The sequence below is a fragment of the Glaciibacter sp. 2TAF33 genome, from assembly GCF_052114945.1.
Classification (GTDB): Bacteria; Actinomycetota; Actinomycetes; order Actinomycetales; family Microbacteriaceae; genus Cryobacterium.
Genome location: NZ_JBFRFS010000015.1, coordinates 24592 through 42691, shown reverse-complemented (window position 1 = coordinate 42691; position 18100 = coordinate 24592). Strand labels below are relative to the sequence as shown.

The window sequence follows — 18100 nt, the reverse complement described above, 5'->3', positions numbered from 1 at the left end:
GGTAGGGGGAGGGTTAGTCCTCGCGGGGGCGCTCGGTGTCGTCGTCGCGGAGGAGGTCTTCGAGGGCCGCATCCACCTCGTCGAGCACCGGCTCGGCTCCGGAGGCTGTCCTGGTGAGCCGGGCGATCAGGGCCTGCGGGTCGTCGAGGTCCTCCGATGTGGGCAGGATGTCCGGGTGCGCCCACAGGGCGTCCCTCGCCTCGTTGCCCACGGCATCCGTCACCGCCTGCCACATCGCCGCCGCCTCGCGCAGCCGACGCGGCCGGAGCTCCAGGCCGACCAGGGTCGCGAACGCCGACTCTGCCGGACCGCCCGACGCGCGGCGACGGCGGACCGTTTCGGCGATGGCGTCCGACTTGGGCAGCCGACTGGTCGCCTCGGCCGTCACCACGTCAACCCAGCCTTCGACCAGGGCGAGCATGGTCTCCATCCGGCCGAGGGCCGCCAGCTGGGCGTCGCTCTTGGGCGGGATGAGCGAGCCGTCGACCATCGCCTGGCGCAGTTCCTCGGGGTTGGACGGGTCGAACCCGCTGGCCAGGTCTTCGAGCCGGTCGGTGTCGATGCGGATGCCGTGGGCGAATTCCGTGATCGACGTGATCAGGTGCAGGCGCAGCCAGCGTGAGTGCCGGAACAGCCGTGCGTGGGCGAGCTCGCGCACGGCGAGGTAGATCTGCACCTGGTCGGAGGGTATGTCGAGGCCCTCGCCGAATACTGCGACGTTCTGGGGGAGCAGGGCCGCCTGCTGCTCGTCGAGCAGGGGAATGCCGATGTCGCCACCGGAGACGACCTCGCTGGAGAGCTGGCCCACCACCTGGCCCAGCTGCATGGCGAACAGGGTGCCGCCGAGGCTCCGCATCACCTGGCTGGCGCCGGCGATCATGCCCTGCAGTTCTTCCGGCGCCTGTTCGGTAAGCACCTTGGTGAGGGAATCGGAGATGCTGGTCGCGACCGGTTCGGCCAGCTGGGACCAGAGCGGGAGGGTTGCGGTGACCCACTCCGTGCGAGTCATCAGGCGCGGCTCGCGTGTCAGTTCGGCCACCGAGACCACGTCATCAAGCCACAGCGCCGCGATGTGGAAGGCCTGCTCGAGCTGGGTGCGCTGTTCATCGGTGGCGGTCAGCTGTCCGGCGCGGGCGCGCTCCTGCCCCTGCTTGAGCGCGATGTCCCAGTTGACCCGGCCGTCGCCGCTTCCGCGCAGTGCGCCCTGGAGCTGGTTCATCAGCGCGGCAACGCTCGCCGGGTCGTTCGGCAGCCCGGCGGCGCCGGCCAACTGGCTCGGGTCGATGGACGAGTTGCCGGCGAGGATGTCGCGCAGCATGTCACGGAACTCGTCGCCGGTGCCGCCGTTCTCGCTGTTGTCGTCGTTGCTGGGGTTTTGACCGTCATCGGGTCGTGAGTCGTCGGCCACTTCAGGCACCTCTCAGTTACGTACTTCTACGCTAGCCCCGCGGGAGCTGCCGGGACTGGGAAATGTCCTAGGCTGAGCGACTGCGGTGTCCGCCTGTCGCGAACACCCCTCGACAACCCGGAAGGATCGCGGTGGCCCTCTTCACCGAAGACCAGATGGCATCCGCCCATCGTGGAACGCGTTCCGGCCGTGCCGGCTGGATCGTGCTTGGGATCGCACTCATCGTCGGGCTGATCCTCGCCGTGGCCCCCGCCCCGTACGTCATCGACAAGCCAGGGCCGGTGTTCAACACACTGGGCACAACGGATGCCCTCGGCACGACCACCGCCGGCGCCGGTACGCCGTTGATCAGCATCCCGGGGGAGACCACCTACCCGACGAAGGGCTCACTCGACCTGCTTACAGTGTCCCAGGTCGGCAACCCTGAGCAGCGTCCGAACTGGCTGGCCGTGGCAGCGGCCTGGTTCGATCCCAGCCAGGCCGTCGTCCCGATCGACCAGGCGTACCCTCCGAACGTGTCGCAGAAGCAGGTCGACCAGCAGAACCAACTCGCCATGGTCAATTCGCAGCAGGATTCCATCGCCGCCGCGCTCAGCGAACTCGGATACGACTATCCGAGCACTGTGACGGTGGTTTCGCTGCCCGACAAGTCGCCGGCCGCCGGGCTGATCCGGCCGGACGACCAGGTGGTGTCCGTGAACGGCACCGCCGTCGGCGATATCGCCGAACTCCGCGACGCCCTCAAAGCCAACGGTGCGGGAACCACGGCAACCATCGGCGTGATCCGTGACGGGGCGAAGAAGACCGTCACCGTCACGCCGGTCGCGAACGCCGGCGGCGTGGTCGTGGGGATCAACGTGAAGATGAGCTACCAGTTCCCATTCGACGTGCAGATCCAGCTGGACAAAGTCGGGGGACCCAGCGCCGGCATGATGTTCGCGCTCGGGATCATCGACAAACTCACGCCGGGTGCCATCCAGGGTGGGGCGAAAGTTGCCGGCACCGGCACCATCGACCAGACCGGAACGGTCGGACCGATCGGCGGAATCCAGCAGAAGCTCTATGCCGCCCAGGGTGCCGGGGCCAAGTGGTTCCTCGCCCCCGCCGACAACTGCGACGAGGTCACCGGGCATGTTCCGGACGGCCTGACCGTGTTCAAGGTCACCACGCTCGATGACGCCCTCACGGCCCTGGACGCGATTCGCACCGGTGCCGGCACCGCCTCCATTCCGACCTGCCCGGCTGGCTGAGCCAACGCTGGGCGGATCATGGGAATTCTCTCAGGAGCGCTTGTCTAGGATGGGGGTCTGACCCTGATTTCAGAGCAAGAGGCCTCATCACGTGACATCAGCATCTTCCGCCCAAGCCCCCCGACGGAGCCGAGCGCCGCTCGCGATCACCGCAGCGATCATCGCCGTACTAGTGATTCTGTTCTTCATCTTCGCCGGCCTCTACGCCGACATCCTCTGGTACGACCAGCTCGGGTTCCTCAGCGTGCTGACCACCCAGTGGCTCGCCGGGACAGCACTGTTCTTCGTCGGTTTCATCGGGATGGCCGTGCCGGTCTGGGTGAGCATCCAGCTCGCGTACCGCCTGCGCCCGGTCTATGCGAAGCTCAACTCCCAGCTTGACCGCTACCAGCAGGTGATCGAGCCGCTGCGGCGCCTGGCGATGTACGGCATCCCGGCGCTGCTTGGCCTGTTCGCCGGCGTCGCCGCGGCCACGCGCTGGCAGCCGGTGCTGATGTGGCTGAACCGCACCGAGGTCGGCAAGACCGACCCGCAGTTCCACTTCGACATCTCGTTCTACCTGTTCGACCTGCCCTTCTACCACTCCGCACTGGGCTTCGCCTCCGCAGTCGTCTTCATCTCTGCCCTGGTCGCGCTGGCGACCTGCTACCTCTACGGCTCGATCCGCATCAGCGGCCGCGAGGTTTTGATCTCGAAGTCGGCGCGGGTGCAGATCGCGGTCACCGCGGCCGTGTACCTGTTGCTGCAGGCCGTGAGCATCTGGCTGGACCAGTACTCCACCCTCACCGACGAGGGCGGCCTGATCACCGGCGCCGCCTACACCGACGTGAACGCCACCATCCCGGGCCGCGCCATCCTGGCCGGCATCGCCGCGGTGGTCGCCGTACTGTTCCTGGTCACGGCCATCATCGGTCGCTGGCGCCTCCCGGTGATCGGCACCGTGCTGTTGATCGTCTCCAGCCTGATCATCGGATCGCTCTACCCGTGGGTGGTCCAGCGTTTCCAGGTCGACCCGAGCGCCAAGACCCTCGAATCGACGTACATCCAACGCAACATCGACCTCACCCGGGACGCGTACGGCCTCGCCGACATCGAAGAGATCCCGTACAACGCCACCACCACCGCCGAGCCCGGCGCGCTCCGCGCTGACGCCGAAACCACGGCGAACATCCGCATCATCGACCCGGCCAAGGTCAGCGACGCGTTCTCCCAACTGGAACAGTTCAAGCAGTACTACCAGTTCCCGGCCAACCTCGACGTCGACCGCTACACGATCGACGGAAAGTCGCAGGACACGGTCGTCGCAGTGCGTGACCTCAACCTGGAGGGCCTGAACACCGGTAACACCTGGGTCAACTCCAGCACGGTCTACACCCACGGATACGGCGTGGTCGCGGCGTACGGGAACCAGCGTTCCGCAGACGGCCAGCCCGTGTTCCTGGAATCCGGCATCCCCACCACCGGTTCGCTCGGCAAGTTCGAGCCCCGGGTGTATTTCGGTGAAACGTCGCCGACCTATTCCATCGTGGGAGCGCCCAAGGGCACCAAGCCGGTCGAGCTCGACTACCCGTCGAGTACCGCCGCCGGAGCCGAGCAGACCTACACCACCTTCACCGGCAACGGTGGCCCCAAGCTCGACAACGCGTTCAAGAAGCTCGTCTACGCGCTGAAGTTCCAGTCGGAGCAGATCTTCCTGGCCAACTCGGTCAACGACAAGTCGCAGATCCTCTATGACCGCGACCCGGTGACCCGCGTGCAGAAGGTCGCGCCCTACCTCACGCTCGACTCGGACGCCTATCCGTCGGTTGTCGACGGCAAGATCAAGTGGATCATCGACGCGTACACGACGTCGGCGAGCTACCCGTATTCGACGGCCGTCGGTCTCTCGGACGCGATCGCGGACAGCGAGACCCCGGCGCAGCCGTTCGCGCTCGACAAGATCAACTACATCCGCAACTCGGTGAAGGCCACCGTCGACGCGTATGACGGTTCGGTCACGCTTTACGCCTGGGACACCACCGACCCGCTGCTGAAGACCTGGCAGAAGATCTTCCCCTCCACGGTCAAGCCGATGAGCGCGATGTCGGGTGACCTGATGAGCCACGTGCGCTACCCGGCTGACATGTTCAAGGTGCAGCGGTCGATCCTCAAGCAGTACCACGTGACGGATGCCGGATCGTTCTACTCCAAAGACGACGCGTGGACCACGCCCGATGACCCGGTGGCCCCCACCGGCGACACCACACTGCAGCCCCCGTACTACCTGACCATGCAGATGCCGGGCCAGGACAAGCCGTCGTTCTCGCTGTACACGACCTTCATCCCCGACGCCTCGGGCGCCACCAGCCGGAACGTGCTGACCGGCTACCTCGCGGTGGATGCGGACGCCGGAGCGACCGACGGTAAACGCGCGGCGGGCTACGGCAAGCTCAGGCTGCTCACGCTGCCCAAGGACGACACCGTGCCAGGCCCCGGCCAGGTGCAGGCGAAGTTCAACGCCGATCCGGTCGTGTCGCAGGCCCTCAACCTGCTGAAGCAGGGCCAGTCAAAGGTCAGCAACGGCAACCTGCTCACCCTCCCGGTCGGCGGCGGGCTGCTGTACGTGCAACCGGTCTACGTGCAGTCCACCGGAAACACCTCGTATCCGCTGCTGCAGAAGGTGCTGGTGGCCTTCGGCGACCAGATCGCGTTCGAGGACACCCTCGACAAGGCGCTCGACGTCCTGTTCGGCGGGGACTCCGGTGCAACGGCGGGGGACACCGCTGTGCCACCGGCCGTCACGCCGCCGGCGACCGGAGGCGAGACGCCGCCGACGACCGGCACCACGACGCCCCCGTCGACCCAGACCGGCAACCCGGCGACGGATGCCCAGCTCAAGTCGCTGCTCGAGGTCGCCAAGGGCGCTCTCGCGGACAAGCAGGCAGCGCTGTCGGCCGGGGACTTCGCCGCCTACGGTGTGGCAGATAAGAAGCTGGCCGACACGGTCGCCAGCATGCTGGCCCTGCTCGGCGGTTAGCCCGCCCCGTCCATAACCAGCGCGCCCGAAATGGCGAAGCGCTCCCGCCCCGGCGGTAGCGGTTCGCCATTTCGGGCGCGCTGCTGCGTTTCAGGCCCGGGACGCACTGGGTTGGTTCGACCAGGTCCCAACCGCGTGATAGAGTAATTCTTGTAGCGCGGGGTGGAGCAGTTCGGTAGCTCGCTGGGCTCATAACCCAGAGGTCGCAGGTTCAAATCCTGTCCCCGCAACAGAACAAAAGTCCCGGTCTCGCCTGTGTTCATCACAGGCGGGCCGGGACTTTTGGGTTTAACCGTCTGAGTTCAACAAAACCATTTGAGCTCGACAAGGCGATGCACTGCATGAAGCCGCGGCGCCTCTGTGAACCCTGGGTGGCAGCGCGGGCCTACGCTAGCGTCTACAGGCGGAACCGCGTGTTGCTGGAAGCTGGGAGGCCGGTCATGGGAGTCTACCGGGACAGGATTCTTCCGCGAATGATCCACACCATTGGCGGAGGGAAATCGGTCGAGCCGCTCCGGCAGCGCGTCTGCACGGGCCTGGCGGGCGAGGTCGTCGAAATCGGATTCGGATCGGGGCCCAACGTCCCGTTCTATCCCGCGTGCGTGACCCGCGTTGCCGCGGTGGAGCCGGCCGACAGGGGCTGGAAGCTGGCCGCATCGCGCATCGCTGCCAGCGCTATTCCGGTCGAGCGCTCGGGACTCGACGGTCAACATCTGCCCTTCCCCGACGACACCTTCGACGCCGCGCTCTCCACCTGGAGCCTGTGCACCATCCCAGACCCTGGCGCGGCGCTGGGAGAACTGCGACGTGTACTCAAGCCCGGTGGAGCCTTCCACTTCCTCGAGCATGGGCTCGCTCCCGATGAGGCGGTCCAGCGCTGGCAGCGTCGGCTCGACCCGCTCCAGCAGGTCGTATTCGGCGGCTGCCATCTGGCCCGCCCGATCGTGGGACTTCTGACTGACGCGGGCTTCGTGATCAGCGAACTCGACGTTTTCTACGAGCCCGGGCCCAAATCGCAGGGTGCCGACTCACTCGGAGTCGCGATTTCCCCCTGGTAAACCGCTCAAGCACCGAGCCGCACGACGGCGCCCACCGCGTGACGAACGGATGCCGCTGCCTCGGTGATCTCCGCCGCTGTCGTGGTCGCCGCGAGGGTGAAACGCACCGCGGTCTGGGCGATTTCGGCGGGCACCCCGAGGGCGGTCAGCACGGGGGAGGGCTCGTCGCTGCCGGCCGCGCAGGCTGAGCCGCTCGAGCACACGATCCCGCGGCGCTCCAGCTCCAGCAGCACCGCCTCCCCGCTGGTGCCGGGGAACACGAACGACGCGGTGCCCGGCAACCGGTTCGACGGATGCCCGGTGAGGGTCGCCCCAGGCACCCCGTCCAGCACCGCGGCGATGAACTCGTCGCGGAGCGCGGCTGTCCTCCCGGCCGCTTCCACCCGCTCCCGGTCGGCGAGCCGGATGGCCGTGGCCAGTGCGACAGCGCCGGCCACGTTCTCGGTGCCGCTGCGCTTTCCGCGTTCCTGGCCCCCGCCGTGGAGGAGCGGTTCGATGGGGAGCCGGCCGCGCAGGTAGACGGCGCCGATGCCCTTCGGCGCTCCGACCTTGTGACCGGATATCCCGAGCGCGTCCACGCCGAGCTCGCCCACGTTCAGCGGCAGCCAGCCTGCCGCCTGTACCGCGTCGGTGTGGAACGGAACACCGGCGGAGCGTGCCACCGCAGCCAGCTCGGCGAGGGGCTGCACGGTGCCGACCTCGTTGTTCGCGTAGTGGATGGAAACCAGGGTGGTGTCCGGCCGGAGGGCGCGACGCACCTCGTCGGGGTCGACGCTGCCCGTCGCATCCGTCGGCAGGAAGGTGACGTCGAAACCGTGGAGGCGGCGGAGGTAGTCGACGGACTGGAGGACTGCCTCGTGTTCGATCGGGGTGGTGACCAGGTGGCGGCCCCGCGCCGCGCCGAGCGCGATGCCCTTGACGGCGAGGTTGGCCGCTTCCGTGCCGCCGGCGGTGAAGACGACGTCGCCGGCCCGGCAGCCCAGGACGCCCGCGACGCTGCGCCGGGCCTCGGCGAGTGCGGTCGCGGCGGCTTCGCCCACCTCGTGGTGGCTGGACGGGTTGCCGAAGCTGCCGGTGAGGTGTGGCCACATGGCCTCCAGCGCCTCGGGGCGCACCGGGGTGGTCGCGGCGTTGTCCAGATAAATCATGGTCGAGGCACTCAGGCCAGGGGGAGCGCGAACCCGGCGGCTGCGCGGGTGTGCACCACGACGTCGAGCCCGAGGTCGAGTGACTGAACGCTGTGGGTGAGGGCTCCGACCGAGATGACATCGACGCCGGACGCCGCGATCTCACGGACCGTCTCCAGGGACACGCCGCCGCTGGCTTCGACGATCGCGCGCCCCGCGACGATACGCACGCCCTCTCGCAGGGCGTCCGGCGAGAAGTTGTCGAGCATGATCGAGTCGACCCCGGCCGCGAGCACGGGTTCGATCTGGTCGATGCGGTCGACCTCCACCTCGAGATGGGTGGTGTGCGAAAGCCGTCCCCGCACCTCACGGAGCGCCTCGGTGAGGTCGCGGCCGCCGGCGCTGAGCACGGCCAGGTGGTTGTCCTTGGCCATCACGGCATCGGACAGGCTGAACCGGTGGTTGTGGCCGCCGCCGTCCCGCACGGCCTGGCGCTCCAGGGCGCGGAGCCCCGGGGTGGTCTTCCGGGTGTCGACGATGCGCGCGGAGGTGCCGGCGGTCTCGGCGACGTAACGCGACGTGAGCGTGGCGATGCCGCTCATCCGCTGGACGAAATTGAGGGCGATGCGTTCGGCCTGCAAAATGCCGCGCGCCGGGCCGGACACTTCGGCCAGCAGCGCCCCGGCATCGAAGACGATGCCGTCGTCGGCCAGGCCGCGCACCTCGATACGCGGGTCGGTCAGCCGGAACGCGGCCTCCACCACGGAGCCGCCGCTGAAGACACCCGGCTCGCGGGCGATCAGGTGTGCCGTGGCGATGGCGTCCGCCGGGATCAGTACCTCGGAGCTGAGGTCGCCCCAGGGGGCATCCTCGTCGAGGGCGGCGCGGACGACTGTGTCGATCTGGTGGGCGGTCAGCATGCGAGGGCCTCCTCGGCCTGGGATGGTGCGGTGGCTGGTGGGGTGGTCGTTGGGCTCTGCTCGGTGTGTGGCTGGGCGCCGAGCGCGGAGTGGGAGGGGCTGGTGACGAAGTCGACCGGCACCGATCGTGCCGAGCCGCGGGTCCAGGCCAAGGAGCTGGCCAGTTCGGCGCGCTGCCGAGGGAAGTCGGCGCGGCGATGCGCGCCCCGGGACTCTTCCCGGCCGAGCGCAGCACACACCGTCAGCCGGGCCAGGTCGAGGAGGTTCGCGTCTTCCTGCGCCCGCATCCGTTCGCCGGCGGTCGCGCCGGGCATGGCCGTTGGCCGCCCAGCGCCGGCCAGCGTGGCGGATGCCGCGGCCAGCCCCTCGCCGGACCGCAGGACACCGGCTTCCCGCCACATCAGCCGCTGGAGCGCGTCGCGCGTCATGACCGGAGCGTCGGGTGGCGTGTGCCGCATGGGCGGGAGTGCCGCGTCGCCTGGCGAGGCGAGGGCCGCACCCGGGGTGTGGCGGGACTGTCCGGAGGTTCGCACCGGCCCTCGTGGCATCGGCACAGGCCCAGGCATCGGCACAGGTTCCCCCAGCGCACGCACGGCCCGGTCGGCGAAGACGGCGGCCTCCAGCAGCGAGTTCGAGGCAAGCCGGTTCGCGCCGTGAGCTCCGGTGCGGGCCGTCTCTCCGACCGCGAACAGGCCGGGAAGGGTGCTGCGCCCCCACCCGTCGGTCACGATGCCGCCCATCCAGTAGTGCGCGGCCGGTGCGACCGGGATCGCCTCGACGGCCCAGTCCAGTCCGGCGGCGCGGCACGCCGCGGTGATGGTGGGGAACCGGCTCTCCAGCAGTGCGGGCCCGAGGCCGGTGGCGTCCAGCATCACCGGTTCGCCGTCCTGCGCGGCCATCTCGAGCGCGATCGCGCGAGCGACCACGTCACGCGGTGCGAGTTCGGCGTCGGGGTGCACGCCCAGCATGAACCGCTCGCCGTGGGCGTTTCGCAGCACCGCCCCTTCGCCGCGCACGGCCTCTGACACGAGCGGGGTGCCGGGCACCGCGAGCGCGGTCGGGTGGAACTGGTAGAACTCGAGGTCGGCAACGGATGCGCCGGCTCGCCACGCGGCGGCGATCCCGTCTCCGGTGGCCACGGCCGGGTTGGTGGTGTGCCGGTACAACATTCCGGCGCCCCCGGTGGCGAGGATCACCGCATCGGCGCGGAGGTGCTCCGTTGGCGCAGCCGATTCGCCTCCGACGCCGCCGGTGGAGAAAACGGTGGCACCGGCCACGCGGTCGCCGTCCACGAGCAGGTCCACCACCATGGTGTGCTCGCGGATCACCAGGCGGGGATTCCGCATCATCCGCCGCTGCACCGTGGCGCCGAGCGCGCTTGAAATGGCAGCCCCGGTCGCGTCACCACCCGCGTGCAGCACCCGGGACTTGGAGTGTGCGGCTTCGAGTCCGCGGGTGAGGCCGGACTCGTCGCGGTCGAATGCGACACCGAACCGGATCAGATCGCGGACCCGCTCCGGCCCGTCGGAGCAAAGCACCCGGGCGATCTCGGCGTCGACGAGGCCGGCGCCGGCGTGCAGGGTGTCACGAACGTGCGAGTCAACGGTGTCGTCCGGGAACAGCGCCGCCGCGATACCGCCCTGCGCGTACCGGGTGTTGCTCTCCGACAGCGCGGCCTTGGTCACCAGCGTCACGTCGTGGCCGGCGTCCGATGCGCGGATCGCGGCGATCAGCCCGGCCAGGCCGCTGCCGACGACGAGAACGGATGCCACGGTCAGGCCAGAGTCTCGACGGGCTCGACCACCGGGGCGGGTTCGACCACCGGGGCCGATACCGGCGGCTTGGCTGCCAGCATCCGCTCCAGGGCCACTCGGGCGTGACCGGCCACATCGTCGGACACGGTGATGCGGTTCAGCACCTCGGCCGGCCGCTCTGCGGTGCCCACCAGCGCCTCGAGCACCCAGGCCAGGTAGCCGGAGTGGATGCGGTACATGGTCGAGCAGGGGCACACCACCGGGTCGAGGCAGAAGATCGTGTGCTGTGGGTACTGCGCCGCGAGCCGCTGAACCAGGTTGATCTCGGTGCCGATCGCGAACGTCGATCCGGCCGGAGCGGCGGCGATCGCCTTGGCGATGTAGTCGGTCGAGCCGTATTCGTCAGCGGCGTCGACGACCGGCATCGGGCACTCCGGGTGCACGATCACGCGCACGCCGGGATGGGAGACGCGGGCCGCGTCGATCTGGGCCACGGTGAAGCGCTTGTGCACGCTGCAGAAGCCATGCCACAGGATCACACGGGCGTCGTCCAGCGACGACGCCGTGTTGCCGCCGAGCGGCTTGGTGGGGTTCCACATCGGCATCCGCTCAAGGGGAACGCCCATCGCCTTCGCCGTGTTGCGGCCGAGGTGCTGGTCGGGGAAGAACAGCACCCGCTGTCCGCGCTCGAACGCCCACTCGAGGACCGTCTCGGCGTTCGACGAGGTGCAGACGATGCCGCCGTGCTCACCGCAGAAGCCCTTCAGCGCCGCTGAGGAGTTCATGTAGGTGACGGGAATCACCGGGACCCGGCCGTCGGCGTCCCGCTCGGTGCCGTACAACTCCTCCAGCTGTTCCCAGCACTCGGTGACCGAGTCGAGGTCGGCCATGTCGGCCATCGAGCAACCCGCGGCCAGGTTCGGCAGGATCACCGCCTGCTCCGGCCCGGAGAGCAGGTCGGCGGTCTCGGCCATGAAATGCACGCCGCAGAAGATGATCGCCTCCGCGTCCGGACGGCTCTTCGTGGCCTGCGCCAGCTGGAACGAGTCGCCGACGAAATCGGCGTACTGCACCACTTCCTCGCGCTGGTAGAAGTGGCCGAGGATCACCGCCCGGTCGCCGAGCGCGGCTTTGGCGGAGTGGATGCGCGCATCGAGTTCGTCCGGACTCGCCGTCCGGTAGACGGCGGGCAGTTCGCCCTGTCGCGGGGCACCGGTAGGAATGACGTCTCCCATCGACGACCCGGGCCCGTAGCCCGGTTCGCCCGCGTCGAACTCCCACGGTCCCTTGGCCAGGTCAGGGCTGCAGGTGCTGCCGGCGGAGGCGCCGGTGCCGATCAGGCGAATGGTGGTGTCGACTGATGCGAGGGTCATGGGGTCTGCCTTTGCTGCTGGAAGCGGGGTTCGGGGATTCACGTGGTGGTGGCCGGACGATGGAGTCATGCCCGGGTGCGGTTCGGGGAGGCGGGTGCCGTGTCGTTGTAGCGGTACAGGCGGGGTGGGCGGTGTGGCGCACCCGCTACGCGGAGGCCGGTGTCGACCACGGTGCCGGAGGCCTCGATGGTGCGACGGAAGTTCGCCGGGTCGAGGGCCTTCTGCAGAACGGCCTCGTGAACTTCGCGCAACTGGGTGAGGGTGAATGTCTCGCCGAGGAAGGCATGCGCGATCCTGGCGTACTCGACCTTCGTCCGAAGCCGCCATAGCGCGTACTCGACGATCCGGTTGTGGTCGAACGCCAGCCGGGGCAGGTGGTCGGCGGGGAACCAGCGCACGTTTTCGCCCACCGCAACCACTTCGGCCTCATCGGACTGCACCAGGGCCCAATACACGACTGAGATCACCCGGCCGCCGGGCGAGCGACCGATGTCGCCGAAGGTGTACAGCTGCTCCAGGTATTTCGGGGCCAGGCCCGTGGTCTCGCGGAGCGTTCGGGCGGCAGCGGCGGGCAGTTCTTCATCGACCGGGAGCCAGCCGCCGGGAAGCGCCCACTCGCCGAGATGCGGTTCCCGAGTCCGGCGGACCAACGGAAGCCAGAGTGCGTTAAGACCGGACTCCTCGTCGGGGCGCAGCGCGAAGATCACGGTCGACACGGCGAGCGTGGCGGCTGGTTCTGTGCTCATGACGGGTCCCATCAGTAAAGGTCACGGTGACTCTAACTGCTGGAACCATCATATAGTCATATTGACCAGAACTCGAGCGGATGACGTGGGGTCACGCTGCGGGTCAGGCTGCGGGCTCGCGCGCCGGTGTCGGCTCGGTGGCCTCGGCCTGGCCGACGCCGAGCAGTGTTGCCAGCCCCCAGATCGTCACCCGTCCCATCGCTTCGACCACGATCGTCCCGCTCATCTTCGAGGACCCGCGGGAGCGCTCGACGAACGTGATGGGCACCTCGACGACCCGTAACCCGGCCGAGACGGCGTGCCGAAGCATGTCGATCTGAAAGCAGTAGCCGCGACTGTGAACGTCGGCCAGGATCATCCGTTCCAACGCACTCTCGCTGTACACCCGGTATCCGCCGGTGACATCGCGCTGGGGTAAGCCGAGCATCGCACGCGAGTAAATCGACCCGCCTCTGGAGAGGACGCGGCGGTGCCACGGCCAGTTCCGTACCTGGCCGCCCGGCACCCACCTCGAGCCCATGACGACGTCGGCAGTGTCGGCGGCCGCCAGCAGGCGCGGAAGCTGTTCCGGCAAGTGGGAGCCGTCGGCATCCAGCTGCACGAAACGGTCGTACCCACGATCCAGTCCCCAGCCGAAGCCGTCGAGGTAGGCGGCGCCGAGGCCGTTCTTGAGCGTGCGATGCAGCACGTGCACCGCTGGGTCGGCAGCGCTGAGGGCGTCAGCCAGGCGACCGGTGCCATCCGGGGAGGAGTCATCCACGACCAGCACATCGGCATCCGGGACACTGTCGCGCACCCGGGAGACGATCGGTTCGATGTTGTCCGCCTCGTTGTAGGTGGGGATGATGACCAGCGTTTTCGGCATGTCGGCTACCTCGTCATTTCGATCACGACGGTGCGGTCCACCGGCGTGGAGTGGGCAACGGAGAATCCCGCCTGCTCAAGTGTTCGCAGGCTTGTCCCGCTGGTGTTGTCCCGGCTGCCGCGGTTCTGCAGCAGCCAGACGGTTCCGGTGTTCGCGAGCTGCGGGGTCGCCCGGTTCAGCGGAATCGTGGTGTCCCAGAGCCAGTCGGTCTCGGCATACGGCCGGTCCAGGGTGATGTCCCGGACCCCTTGGAAGGAATCGGGGTATAGGTGCAGGGCCAGGCGGGTCTTCCGGGACGGCCGCACACCTTCGTCGAACACCACAGCATCGCCGGGATGGGCCCCGGCCTGGACGATAGCGGCGACCTGGCGCCAGTCGCTGCCGCCGTCCTTGCCGTACTGCCCGCGCTGGATCAGGTAGGTCGGGGCGGCGAGTCCCACCACCACCAGCACCGCAGTCACCTGAACCCAGCGCAGCCGCACCGAGGCGATCCCGATGGCGATCATCAGCGCGGCGGCCGGCGTGCAGATCGACAGGTAGCGGAGCGAGTACATCGGCGTCACCAGCCGGGTGCCCACGAGCAGCACGGTCGTCGGGATCAGCATCCAGGCCAGCGCGACCAGCACGGCCGGGCGGATGGACCGGCCTCCCGGCAGCGTCCCCCGACGGGTGGCGAACACGGTGACGGCGCCGAGCACGACGAGCAGCCAGGCCACCGCTGCCAGCGCGGGGTTGCCGAACCACTGGTCGACGGCGGCAGTCAGCGGGCTCACCTGGGGGCGACGGCCGATGAAGGAGATCTGCTGCTGCTCGTGGACGCCCCAATACACAACCGGCGCTGCCAGCAGCACCGCGGCAACGGTGGCCGTGAGCCACGGCACCAGCGCGTTGCGGACCGGCGACGCACGGTGGACGAGCAGCACGGCCAGTGCGTGAACCGGGACCAGGAGGATCGTGTACAGGAACATGTATGCGCCGGACGCGGTGACCAGGGCGTATCCCGCCCAGAGCCAGAACGCCACCCGGCCGGTCTCCTGCTGCCGGCGGAGGATGTGCACGAGCAGCACGGTGGCCCAGGCCACGATCGCGGTGGCGAGGGCGGTCGACCGAGCCTCCGCGCCCATGTAGGTGACCCGCGGCAGCACGGCGAAGACGAGGGCGGCGATGATCGCCACCCGGGTGTTGACCAGGGAGCGGGCGAGCACCGCCACTCCGGCCGTCGCCAGACCGACCGCAAGGGCGCTCGGCAGCCGGGTGGAGAATTCGGACGTGCCGAAGAGGCCGATCCAGTAGTGCAGGAACAGGTAGTACGTGCCGTGAACCGCGTCGATGTGCCCGAGCATCCGGAACAGGGACGGCAGCGTTCGTTCGGCCGACATCACGCTGGCGGCTTCGTCGCCCCAAAATGACGGCTGCCACGAGCCGGCGGCGGAGACGACGAACCCGAAGAGCCCCAGGAGCGCCGCTGTTGCCCCGAACCCGCGACGATACGGCAGTCGCGGCGGGGTCGCGGCCTCGGCTGTCGGGGGAGCGAGAACGGCTGTCACATTTCGAAGCTACGGCGCTCGCCGTCGACATTTCCCGAAAGAGCGGTCGACGCGACTGCGAAGACTCACAGGTTGGTCGTGGCCCCCGGGGTGATGGCGGGAAGTCGCACCGTGGCTTCCAAGCCGGCGCCGGTGTTGCGGAGCGTGATGGTGCCCGCTGCGCGTTCGACGATGGTGGAGACGATCGCGAGGCCGAGCCCTGAGCCGCTTGAGCCGTCGGCACGGGAACGCTCCGGCCTCGAGAACCGGTCGAACGCCACCGGGATGTACGACTCCGGCATGCCGGGGCCGGTGTCGACGACGGTGATCACGGCGGCGGCATCCGCTCGGCCCAGGGTAACGGTGACGGTTCCGCTGTCGGAGACGGCGGCCATCGCATTGGAGACAAGGTTGTCCACGAGCTGGCCGGCGTTGGTGCGCGACAGCCGGTACCGAGCGGCGGTGTCGTCGGCGCTGATGTCGTAGGCGACCTCGATGTCCCGGCCGTTGCGGGCGATCCGCGCCCGGTCGACGGATGCCGTGACTTCGCTCACGAGTCCGGCCCAGTTCGTCTCGGGTGGCGCCTGCTCACTCTCCAGCTTCGAGAGCTCGAGGAGGTTCGTCGCCAACCGTGACAAACGTTCGGCGGTGACCGAGGCGTCGTCGATGTCACGCTCCAGCGCCTCAGCGTTGCCGGAGTTGAGATGGGCGAGTTCCAGCTGAGCCTGAAGCACCGCCAGTGGCGTGCGCAGTTCGTGGCTGGCGTCCGAGACCACCTGCTTCTCCCGGTCGACCGAACTGCGCAGTCGCTCGATGAAGGCGTTCAGGGTGACGGCGAGCTGGCTCACCTCGTCCCGTCCGGCCGGCACCGGGAGCGGGGCGGACGAGCCGACGGCGCTCAGGCTCTCGGCCTCTTCGCGAAGCCGGTTCACCGGGCGGAGGGCCGCTCCGGTGAGCAGCCAGGAGGCGACGGCGAAACCGGCGATCAGCACCAACGCTCCGATGATGAGCACCCTGGTCAGCTCATCGAGCAGGAGGTTCAATGCCTCCTCCCTGCGGGCTGCAACGATCGTCCAGGTTCCATCGGCCGCCGTCACAGTCACTGCTGAAACGAGGTAGGTGGAACGCCCGGCCTGCACCGACGACAATTCGTCACCGAGGGTGACCAGCTGCGGGGTCTTCCGGGCGAGGGCCTTGGGGAGGGTGGACACCTGCACCGTTCCGGCGGGGTCGACTACCGCGAGGAGCTGGCCCTCACCCGGTTCGTCGATCGGCTCGGTGGGATGCCCCACGATCTCCGAGATGACCGGCGCGGCGTCGTTCCGCAGCAGGCTCGCCGTGGTCTCCGCGAGGATCGACTGCACCTCCATACGGAAGAAGAAGGCGGCGGTGCTGAACAGCACCGCCGCGATGACGAGGCTGCCGAGGGTGATGCGCGCCCGGATGGAGAGCCCGGGCATCCGCTTCATTCCGTCAACTCCACCGTGTACCCGGAGCCGCGCACCGTGACGATCCTGAAGCCCGCCGCCTCTGAGTCGATCTTCCGGCGCAGATAGCTGATGTACTGGTCGACGATATTCGGATCGATGTGGGCGGTCCCGTCCCAGATCTCGTCGAGGATCGTGGCCCGGTCGACGGTGGAGCCGGCGCGACTGATCAGCAGGCGCAGCAGGGCGAACTCCTTCGGGCTGATCGGAACGGACCGGCCGGAGACGGTGACTTTGAGGTCCCGGGAATCAAGCACCAGGTTGCCCAGTTCGACCTGCAGGGGGGTGCCCATCGACTGTCGGCGCAGCAGTGCGCGCACCCGGGCCTTGAGTTCGGCGAACGCGAACGGTTTGGTGAGGTAGTCGTCTGCGCCGCTGTCGAGCCCGTAGACGCGGTCTTCCACCGTGTCTCTGGCCGTCAGGAGCAGCACGGGCATGGTGCTGCCGGTCTCCCGGATCCGCCGGCAGATCTCGAACCCCGACATCTGCGGCAGCATCACGTCGATCGCGGCCAACGCGAAATCGCCGTTGGCGACGGCGATGAGGGCGTCCATGCCGGTGGCCACCCGGACGATCTCGTAGCCTTCGGTGCCGAGGCCGCGCTCGATCAGCGCACCCATCTGCTCGTCGTCTTCCACGACCAGTATCTTCATGGATTCATGCTGGCATGGTTCGACCCGCGGTGGTGGCCGCAGCCCGGTAAAGGCGCGCGGCTAGGCTGTCGACATGGTTGAACCCGTGCCGACAACGCCCGCCCCCGTCGGCGTGGCCGTTGCCCAGTTCCGCCCGGGTGCCGACCGGGCCGAGAACCTCGCCACCATGCGCTCCCTGGCCGTTCTCGCGAAGGCCCGCGGGGCATCCCTCGTGGTGTTCCCTGAATACTCGGCGTTCTTCGAACCGACGATGGGCGCATCATTCGTGGCAGCGGCGGAACCGCTCGACGGCGCGTTCATCACAGCGCTCGGAGCGCTCGCCGCGGAGCTCGGAATACATGCCGTCGCCGGCATGCTCGAGCAGACCAACGACCCGCAGCGGTTTTCGAACACCCTGGTGGCGGTGTCGCCAGCGGGGGAGCGGGTCGCGATCTACCGCAAGCTCCATCTTTACGACGCCTTCGGCGAGAAGGAATCGGACTGGGTGCTGGCCGGCGCCATCGCGGCGCCGCAGACATTTGACCTGCAGGGGGTGACGGTCGGGATGCAGACCTGCTACGACATCCGTTTCCCGGAAGTCACGCGTCGCCTGGTCGACGCCGGGGCCGACCTGGTGCTGGTGCCCGCGGAATGGGTGCGCGGACCGCTCAAGGAGCAGCACTGGCGCACCCTCGTCACCGCCCGGGCGCTGGAGAACACGATTTACGTCGCGGCGGCCGATCACACCCCGCCGGTGGGTGTGGGCAACAGCATGGTGGTGGATCCGATGGGCGTCGAGCTGGTCACGATCGGCGAGGCGACGGATGTCGCGGTGGCCTGGATCTCCGCGGACCGGATTTCCCAGGTGCGTCGGGTCAATCCTGCCCTGGCGCTGCGACGGTTCGGGGTCGTGCCGCGCTGATCGTGGTGGTGGGTCT

Annotated in this window: 14 protein-coding genes and 1 tRNA gene; 5 read left to right on the top strand and 10 right to left on the bottom strand. The window is 68.7% G+C overall.

Features of this window, described 5'->3' with window-relative positions:
- Positions 1-13: 13 nt before the first annotated feature.
- Positions 14-1408, bottom strand: coding sequence for a zinc-dependent metalloprotease (locus AB4Y94_RS15490; protein WP_441728849.1), 1395 nt, complete (start codon positions 1406-1408; stop codon positions 14-16).
- A 131-nt stretch (positions 1409-1539) separates the two neighbouring features.
- Here AB4Y94_RS15490 and AB4Y94_RS15485 point away from each other — a divergent pair, with 131 nt between their 5' ends.
- The 4 genes from AB4Y94_RS15485 (at position 1540) to AB4Y94_RS15470 (ending at position 6732) form a co-directional block, all read left to right on the top strand.
- Entirely contained in the window at positions 1540-2658 is a 1119-nt protein-coding gene (locus AB4Y94_RS15485) for a YlbL family protein (RefSeq protein ID WP_441728848.1), read from the top strand.
- 91 nt (positions 2659-2749) lie between these two features.
- Complete coding sequence (locus AB4Y94_RS15480; RefSeq protein WP_441728847.1) at positions 2750-5674, top strand: UPF0182 family membrane protein; 2925 nt, start codon at positions 2750-2752, stop codon at positions 5672-5674.
- A gap of 156 nt (positions 5675-5830) precedes the next feature.
- A tRNA-Met gene (locus AB4Y94_RS15475) sits at positions 5831-5904 on the top strand.
- A gap of 243 nt (positions 5905-6147) precedes the next feature.
- On the top strand, positions 6148-6732 hold the full coding sequence (locus AB4Y94_RS15470; protein WP_441728845.1) for a class I SAM-dependent methyltransferase: 585 nt from the start codon (positions 6148-6150) through the stop codon (positions 6730-6732).
- Between the two features lie 5 nt (positions 6733-6737).
- Here AB4Y94_RS15470 and AB4Y94_RS15465 read toward each other — a convergent pair whose 3' ends face one another.
- The 9 genes from AB4Y94_RS15465 to AB4Y94_RS15425 all read right to left on the bottom strand — a co-directional run bounded on the left by AB4Y94_RS15465 (position 6738) and on the right by AB4Y94_RS15425 (position 17183).
- Positions 6738-7880 carry a cysteine desulfurase family protein gene (locus AB4Y94_RS15465; RefSeq protein WP_441728843.1) on the bottom strand — a complete coding sequence of 381 codons (1143 nt, stop codon included), beginning with the start codon at positions 7878-7880 and terminating at the stop codon, positions 6738-6740.
- A gap of 11 nt (positions 7881-7891) precedes the next feature.
- Positions 7892-8779 carry a carboxylating nicotinate-nucleotide diphosphorylase gene (nadC, locus tag AB4Y94_RS15460; protein ID WP_441728842.1) on the bottom strand — a complete coding sequence of 296 codons (888 nt, stop codon included), beginning with the start codon at positions 8777-8779 and terminating at the stop codon, positions 7892-7894.
- Positions 8773-10551 (bottom strand): L-aspartate oxidase, encoded by a 1779-nt coding sequence (gene nadB / locus AB4Y94_RS15455; RefSeq protein WP_441728841.1) that lies wholly within the window; start codon positions 10549-10551, stop codon positions 8773-8775. The genes nadC and nadB overlap by 7 nt, the downstream gene beginning before the upstream one ends.
- Positions 10552-10553: 2 nt before the next feature.
- Entirely contained in the window at positions 10554-11906 is a 1353-nt protein-coding gene (nadA, locus tag AB4Y94_RS15450) for a quinolinate synthase NadA (RefSeq protein ID WP_441728840.1), read from the bottom strand.
- Between the two features lie 65 nt (positions 11907-11971).
- Positions 11972-12652, bottom strand: coding sequence for an NUDIX hydrolase (locus AB4Y94_RS15445; protein ID WP_441728839.1), 681 nt, complete (start codon positions 12650-12652; stop codon positions 11972-11974).
- A gap of 103 nt (positions 12653-12755) precedes the next feature.
- Positions 12756-13517 (bottom strand): polyprenol monophosphomannose synthase, encoded by a 762-nt coding sequence (locus AB4Y94_RS15440; RefSeq protein WP_441728838.1) that lies wholly within the window; start codon positions 13515-13517, stop codon positions 12756-12758.
- Between the two features lie 5 nt (positions 13518-13522).
- Positions 13523-15064, bottom strand: a complete 1542-nt coding sequence (locus AB4Y94_RS15435) for a glycosyltransferase family 39 protein (RefSeq protein ID WP_441728837.1) — start codon at positions 15062-15064, stop codon at positions 13523-13525.
- A gap of 65 nt (positions 15065-15129) precedes the next feature.
- Entirely contained in the window at positions 15130-16512 is a 1383-nt protein-coding gene (locus tag AB4Y94_RS15430) for a sensor histidine kinase (RefSeq protein WP_441728835.1), read from the bottom strand.
- Positions 16509-17183 (bottom strand): response regulator transcription factor, encoded by a 675-nt coding sequence (locus tag AB4Y94_RS15425; protein WP_441728834.1) that lies wholly within the window; start codon positions 17181-17183, stop codon positions 16509-16511. The genes AB4Y94_RS15430 and AB4Y94_RS15425 overlap by 4 nt, the downstream gene beginning before the upstream one ends.
- Positions 17184-17256: 73 nt before the next feature.
- On the opposite strand from AB4Y94_RS15425, the gene AB4Y94_RS15420 reads away from it, so the two are divergent.
- A complete protein-coding gene (locus tag AB4Y94_RS15420; protein ID WP_441728833.1) occupies positions 17257-18084 on the top strand; it encodes a carbon-nitrogen hydrolase family protein in 828 nt (275 codons plus the stop codon).
- Positions 18085-18100: the final 16 nt, after the last annotated feature.